This is a genomic window from Ornithinibacillus gellani (assembly GCF_003730295.1).
GTDB classification, from domain to species: domain Bacteria; phylum Bacillota; class Bacilli; order Bacillales; family Amphibacillaceae; genus Ornithinibacillus_A; species Ornithinibacillus_A gellani.
Window position 1 is genome coordinate 1 of sequence record NZ_QTSZ01000032.1, and the last position, 6,639, is coordinate 6,639.

Consider the following 6,639-nt stretch of genomic DNA (forward strand, 5'->3'; position numbering starts at 1 on the left):
TTATCAAGAGTAAATTACTAAAAATCCATTAACATCAATGTTTTTACTTTAAGGACATATATTTAACGCATTAAATCAAAAGAAAAAATACAATGTAATTATGAGATGACAATTGATTACGGTCATAAGAATGTACCACAAATAAAAAAAGTAACTCCTTTTTATTTTATCGAGGAATTAGGCTTTTGACCTGCAACAATCACGCCCAATTTCGGAATATCTATAATATGATTTCGATCTTAAATTATCATCTTTAACTGACGCTACCTGCTCGTTAAAGTAGACATATTTAAAAAAGTTTATACTGCACCTGCCTTTATTATGTAAGTAAAAGTAGTAAAGCTTTAAATTGGTTTTCAAAAAAGTAGGGTTGATTATTTCTTTTTCATCAATTATTATTGTGTTATTATCACAATATGAGAAAGGAGGCAAAAATTTATGGGAATTGATTTCATTAATGTCGAGTTTAGAAAGCATGTAAAAGTTTCAGGGGATTTAGGTACAACGGGATCAGTATGTCCTTTTTTACAAAAACAAAAAATGGAAATCACTACCGGAAAAATTTTTGCCTCCTTTTATATAATGGGCAAAAATTTATGAATCTATTGCATTTGTAAAAATGCATACGAATGATTAGGCACCGGTTGTTAAACTGGTGCCTTTTTTTGTTTGATCAGTTCAGTTAGTTTGGAGAACCGAATCTTTAATCATGCTGTAGAAATATGGTGAGTTAGTTGATTGGGTTTTACAATATAAATGATTATGAGGTGAGGTTTATGGTGAAAGCAGTGGATTTAGCCTCCTAAAATCACAATATATTTTAGGAGGAAATAAAATGAAAAAGGATAGTAAATCTAAAGAAATGATTCAATCTGAAAAAAGGGGTTCTACTAGGCTCTTAATGATGGTACTCTCCCTATCTGTACTTGTAGGTGCAATTACGGCTGATTTTGTCAATCCCGTACTTCCACTAATAAGCAAAGATTTAGAAGCTTCGAAATCTCAAGTGATTTGGATAGTTAGTGGTATTGCACTTGTTCTTGCGATTGGAGTTCCGATTTATGGTCGAATCTCAGACTTTTTTGAGTTACGAAAGCTATATATCTTTGCCATTATGATTCTGGCAAGTGGTAGTCTTTTATGTGCAATTGCCACGAACCTTCCATTGTTGGTTTTGGGAAGAATGGTTCAGGGTGCTGGGATGTCCGCAATTCCAGTTCTATCAGTCATTGCAATTTCGAAGGTTTTCCCACAAGGAAAACGTGGGGGAGCTTTGGGAATTATCGCAGGAAGTATTGGTGTTGGAACTGCTGCTGGTCCAATATTTGGTGGAGTGGTTGGTCAATATTTAGGGTGGAATGCCTTGTTTTGGTTCACATTTTTGTTAGCCATTATGCTTGTTATTGGTGCCTACTACGCGTTACCGACAATTAAACCGGCAGAATCCGTAGGAAGCAATAAGAACTTTGATTTCATTGGTGGTTTATTGCTCGGCCTCACAGTAGGATTACTCCTTTTTGGTATCACTCAAGGGGAAACTTCTGGTTTTTCTTCGTTCTCATCGTTAACTAGCCTAATTGGTTCTGTTGTAGCTTTGGTAGGGTTTATTTGGAGAATTGTTACCGCAGAAAATCCATTTGTACCACCTGTCCTGTTCAATAACAAGGATTATGTCAATACGGTCATAATTGCATTTTTTTCGATGTTTGCTTATTTCGCTGTTCTTGTGTTCGTCCCATTGCTAGTCGTTGAGGTGAATGGACTCTCTTCTGGACAGGCGGGAATGATATTGTTGCCAGGTGGTGTGGCTGTTGCAATCTTATCTCCCTTCGTTGGCCGTCTTTCTGATCGATTTGGGGATAAACGTCTGATAATTACAGGGATGACTCTGATGGGGCTGTCTACCTTATTCTTGTCCACCTATGCATCTGGTGCTTCACCTTTGTTAGTTTCCGTGGGGGTCCTCGGAGTAGGGATTGCTTTTGCATTCACGAATTCTCCCGCAAATAACGCCGCAGTAAGTGCACTCGAAGCAGACAAGGTTGGTGTCGGAATGGGGATTTTCCAAGGTGCTTTGTACCTTGGAGCAGGAACTGGAGCAGGTATGATTGGAGCATTATTATCCGCTCGACGTGATGCTACTGAGCCGATAAATCCATTATATATATTGGAAGCTATGTCCTACTCAGATGCGTTCCTTGCAGCTACAGGGGCAATACTCATTGCCTTAATAGCTGGATTAGGTTTAAAAAAGCGTGGGTAATAACTTAGTTATGTAAAGATTAGTTATTGTTTAGTTCATCTTCTATAGTTTAAGCTGTAAATAAATAGCTTAGGAATCACGCAAATTTGACTTTCTTAGAATAGAATACTTTTAAGTAACTCAACTTTCGTACACTTTTTTATTGGTGCGAAAGTTGAGTATGCTAAGGATGAAACAATGAAAACATTGGTGATCGTTTCTCACCCAGATATGCCAAATTCTCGAATCAATAAAGTTTGGGTAGAAAAAGCAGCGTCCTATCCAAAAGAAATTACCATTCATGATCTTTATAAAGAGTATCCTGATTTTATTATAAATGTAAAAAGAGAACAGGAATTAGTTGAAAATCATGATAATATTATTTTTCAATTTCCATTATATTGGTATAGCTCTCCTTCATTATTAAAAAAATGGATCGATGAAGTGATTATATATGGATGGGCTTACGGATCAAAGGGTAAAAGAATATTTTATAATCGAAAATTAGGATTAGCTATATCAGCTGGCGTAAAAAAAGGTAAATTTACAAGTATGGGTAAAAACAAGCATACATTAACCCAGATGTTAACACCATTCAAATCTTTATGTGCATACATTCACGCTGAATATGTACCAGAGTTTGTACTTTACGGTGCTAATTCGGATATGAAGGGCGAAGAGATACAGAAAAGTGCTAATGAGTATTTGCAATATATTAAAAAGTATTATTTAAGAGCATAAAACACTTCTGCGATCATGCCAACAATACTAGAAGAAAGCCCATTTCCCCTTAACACATTTAGGGAAATGGGCTATTGAAGTTATTGAAGGTTTTAGCGATTTCATTTTAGGTAGCCAATTCAAAGTACCCAATAAATTCCAAGAAACACAAATCTGCTAAAACAGCTTGCCATGTAATTTTTGAACTTGATCCTTTAACCGTTCATTCTCTTCTTCTAACGCCTTTATACGGCTTTTTAAGGTTTTTATTAATACGTCCTCTGAACGAGGGCTTTTACTAGGTTTACGGGGGGTTAACTCACTTATCTGCATCCCTCTTAATGTCTCCACTCTAGTTCTAATATCTTTTTGTTTGTAAAGCCATGACTTTGAAACATTTGCTTTTTGTGCAACGGAATTAAAATTAATCTTCTCTTCTTTCAATGCCATCTCTGAAATTGTCTTTTCAACCCTAATTCTTGTTTTCTCCGACTTGTCTTTAGCTAGCTGAACTATGGCAGTTGTGTTACCTTTTCTAATCATTTTAATTCGTCTCCTTTAACGAATGAATAATCTGTTCTAATCTATTTTTAACACGTTCATTGGTTTCAACCTGACGCTGCCATTGGTTTTGTTTAGCCCTATTTAGTATTTCTTTAGTTCGGTCTAAGTGCTCTTCATGTTCATTAAGAAATTGTTTACTTGTACAGAAATTCGTACAATCTAAACATGCATTTGCATGAGGACATGGTCCTGCAATTACTGGTAACCGACAATAGCCATTAGGAAGTGCCTGTGCATTGATATTCTTTTTAAACCATTGAAGATCTGTATTGTCAGCTTCAGTATTTTCCTCACTTAAATCCAGAATGCTACCGTTATTCGTTACAAAGGTTTCCTTAAATTTCGTAAATTCCTTCTTTAGGGTTTCATCAAAAATATGTGCATATCTTGCCGTCATTTCCGGTGATTCGTGACCCAAGAACTTCTGGACAATATGTTGTGGCACTCCGTTATTTATCATTCTTGTGCCAACTGTATGCCGAAAGGCATGAGCATGAAAACGAAAAATTTCTCCGTTGCTGTCCGTTATCTTTTCTTCATAAGCTAGTTCATTTAATTTAACCCTAAAGGTATCTTGTTTCAATGGTGAGCAATCTTTTCGGGGAAACACATATATACATTCATCATCGAGTTCATCAGCCACCCTTTGCTCTTGAACTAATATCAATGCAGCAATTTCTTTAGAAATAGGAATGATATGCTCTTTCTTCATTTTCCACTGATAATACTTTAAAAAGCAATCCCCTTCTTTATCGGTTATGACGCTCCCTTTTTTCAATGTACAAAGTTCACTGATACGCATTCCGCATTCTTGAAGTACCATAACCATTGTAGCAATATAAGGTTCCAATTTATCTAATTTCCCATTTAGTTGTTCAAGTATATGTTCATCAATATAACGTGGTAGTGCCTTCGGCACTTTAGGGTAATCTTCTTGAAAGATAAGGATCTTAGAAGGTGTATCCTTCCAGTCATACCTTTGAATTGTAGTAAAAAAAACGTCTAAAGTAGATATTCGTCCAGTTACAGTACTGGGTTTTAAACCTTTTAAATTAATATAATTTAAATATTGCTCAATTTCATTTCTAGTTAATTGATGAATCCTTTGTATACCTTCACAATTTTTGTTCATGAAATTAAAAAACTCTTTTAATTTTGAAGCTATATCTACTACGTGAGAAAAGCTAGCTATGTTTAACATTAGTTTACAATATCGCTTAACTATTTCTTTAAAATAATTATTCTCAAAACCCTTAAAGTTGATCGTATATTCGTAGGATGTTGGGTTTACCTTATCTTCCGGTAATGATAATTTTCTTCGATTCCAAACATCTTTTTCCCATTCTTCCCCATCAAAATAGAAGTCCTCATAGAATTCCATAAACTGTTTAAGATGAGTAACGTAATAGGAATTAGCATGTACAGTAACTTTCTGCTGATTTACATCAAGTTTGTAATTAGTAGTCGTAGTTTTTACTTTTTGTTCTGTTAAGTAGGTCCGGTATTCTGTCAGAGCTTTTTTTATAGGCACTTCGGTTATCGATGTAATATTAGGATATTTTAAATTTAAAAATCCCATCATCCGGCTTATCACTGTTCCCTTTCTAATCCAAACGGATTTTGCATTCCAAGCTCCATTATTCAAGTGAAGGTAATAAAAATATTTTAATTCTGTTTTCAACCAGATATTTTCCACCTTATCGAAATTTACCCAACGATTTCTTAGTGACGGATTCTTACTTAACTCAATTGCACTAGGATGTGGACAAATTCTTATATCCCATCTATCTGCTGCCCAATAACCTTTTAAAACACTTGTCATATTAGCTATTTTTTTATTAATCTCTGTACTAGCGATAAGCTTTCGATTAGTCGCTACACTTGGAAATTTCATTGTCATGTTTCTCTCCCTTGAAGATACTTTTTATATTCATTCTTCATATCTTGATCAGAAAGATGAACATAAGTATCAAGTGTTGTTTGTACATGGGCATGCCCTAATCTTTTTTGTACATATGCAGCATCCCATCCACTTCTAATAAGCTCTGTGGCATGCGTATGACGTAATATATGAGCATTGAAAGTAATCCCTGTCCGTTTTCCTAGTCTTCTTATTAGGTCTAATACACTTTGATATTTTAGAGGGTGGCCAAAATAAGAATCTTTAAGATTAATAAATATATAATCATGATCTAAATCTTCCCCATATTCATGTACTAAGTAATCGGTATATAATGCCATTAATTCCTTACTTACATCAATAGTTCTTTCTTTTTTAAGTTTAATATAAGCTCCATTTTCATTGTGATCTCTTGGCCTGATGTTAATCTGGTTATCCCATGTTGAAATATCTTCAATACGAAGGGATAATGCTTCTCCTATCCGAAGTCCCCCTTCATACATAAGCATAATAAGTAACTTATCTCTTTTGGTATGACATGCCTCAATTATTGCTTTAACTTGTCCATGTTCTAATACTTGTACAAGTTTCTTTTTGACCCTAAGCTTTAAAATATTTTTTTTATAGGATCTACCTTTAGTAATATGGTGAAGAAACCCCTTAAAGTTTCTTCCTCTTGCTTCTTTAGACATATCTATAGCTTTAAAATTTTCTGTGCGATTTAAATACTCTAAAAAACTAGTTACGGCGTTAAGTATGGAATTAACTGATGTTTCCTCTCTTTTAGCCTTCTTTGGTTGTATATCTATTACCTTTAAATGCCCTGCTGGATTTCTTAACCATCCTACAAAGTTTGCCAAATCCTCAAATTGTAAATCTCCTAATTCGATTCCACTTTGGCTCATAAATTCATAAAACAACTTGAGATGATAACAATATGTTTTAATGGTATTTGGAGCTTTGCCTGTATTATCCAAGTACTTTATAAATCGCTTAACCGGTTCTATGACTTCAAATTCTTTATCTAGGAGTATGTATAACGGATATGATTTTTCCTCCACAATTACTTTCTGAACCTTCATGTTTCCACCACCTTTAAATACTTTAACTACTATTAATAATACCCTTATATATTTAATAGTTAAAGCACTGTAATTAAAAAATCCTAAACTTCGAGTACTTAGAGTACTCTAGTTTAGGATACTATGTTTAA

6 protein-coding genes are annotated in these 6,639 nt (G+C 34.4%); 3 read left to right on the forward strand and 3 right to left on the reverse strand.

What is annotated here, in order from left to right:
- Positions 1–438 precede the first annotated feature (438 nt).
- The 3 genes from DX933_RS18470 to DX933_RS10245 all read left to right on the forward strand — a co-directional run bounded on the left by DX933_RS18470 (position 439) and on the right by DX933_RS10245 (position 2,983).
- Positions 439–600, forward strand: a complete 162-nt coding sequence (locus tag DX933_RS18470; protein WP_159083127.1) for a hypothetical protein — start codon at positions 439–441, stop codon at positions 598–600.
- 235 nt (positions 601–835) lie between these two features.
- Entirely contained in the window at positions 836–2,263 is a 1,428-nt protein-coding gene (gene fexA / locus DX933_RS10240; protein WP_123316349.1) for a chloramphenicol/florfenicol efflux MFS transporter FexA, read from the forward strand.
- A 177-nt stretch (positions 2,264–2,440) separates the two neighbouring features.
- Positions 2,441–2,983, forward strand: a complete 543-nt coding sequence (locus DX933_RS10245; protein WP_031590464.1) for an NAD(P)H-dependent oxidoreductase — start codon at positions 2,441–2,443, stop codon at positions 2,981–2,983.
- 156 nt (positions 2,984–3,139) lie between these two features.
- Here DX933_RS10245 and DX933_RS10250 read toward each other — a convergent pair whose 3' ends face one another.
- The 3 genes from DX933_RS10250 to DX933_RS10260 are packed head-to-tail and all read right to left on the reverse strand — an operon-like array spanning position 3,140 to position 6,508.
- Entirely contained in the window at positions 3,140–3,505 is a 366-nt protein-coding gene (locus DX933_RS10250) for a DUF6262 family protein (protein ID WP_000619629.1), read from the reverse strand.
- A 1-nt stretch (position 3,506) separates the two neighbouring features.
- Positions 3,507–5,420 carry a tyrosine-type recombinase/integrase gene (locus DX933_RS10255; protein ID WP_031590465.1) on the reverse strand — a complete coding sequence of 638 codons (1,914 nt, stop codon included), beginning with the start codon at positions 5,418–5,420 and terminating at the stop codon, positions 3,507–3,509.
- A gap of 2 nt (positions 5,421–5,422) precedes the next feature.
- The gene (locus DX933_RS10260) at positions 5,423–6,508 is read right to left on the reverse strand and encodes a tyrosine-type recombinase/integrase (protein ID WP_095234887.1); all 1,086 of its coding nucleotides are present in this window, start codon (positions 6,506–6,508) and stop codon (positions 5,423–5,425) included.
- Positions 6,509–6,639 lie beyond the last annotated feature (131 nt).

Excerpts from the sequence above, each read along its gene's own strand:
- DX933_RS18470 (WP_159083127.1), top strand. The coding sequence starts at position 439 with ATGGGAATTGATTTCATTAATGTCGAGTTTAGAAAGCATGTAAAAGTT.
- fexA (WP_123316349.1), top strand. The coding sequence starts at position 836 with ATGAAAAAGGATAGTAAATCTAAAGAAATGATTCAATCTGAAAAAAGG.
- DX933_RS10245 (WP_031590464.1), top strand. The coding sequence starts at position 2,441 with ATGAAAACATTGGTGATCGTTTCTCACCCAGATATGCCAAATTCTCGA.
- DX933_RS10250 (WP_000619629.1), bottom strand. The coding sequence starts at position 3,505 with ATGATTAGAAAAGGTAACACAACTGCCATAGTTCAGCTAGCTAAAGAC.
- DX933_RS10255 (WP_031590465.1), bottom strand. The coding sequence starts at position 5,420 with ATGAAATTTCCAAGTGTAGCGACTAATCGAAAGCTTATCGCTAGTACA.
- DX933_RS10260 (WP_095234887.1), bottom strand. The coding sequence starts at position 6,508 with ATGAAGGTTCAGAAAGTAATTGTGGAGGAAAAATCATATCCGTTATAC.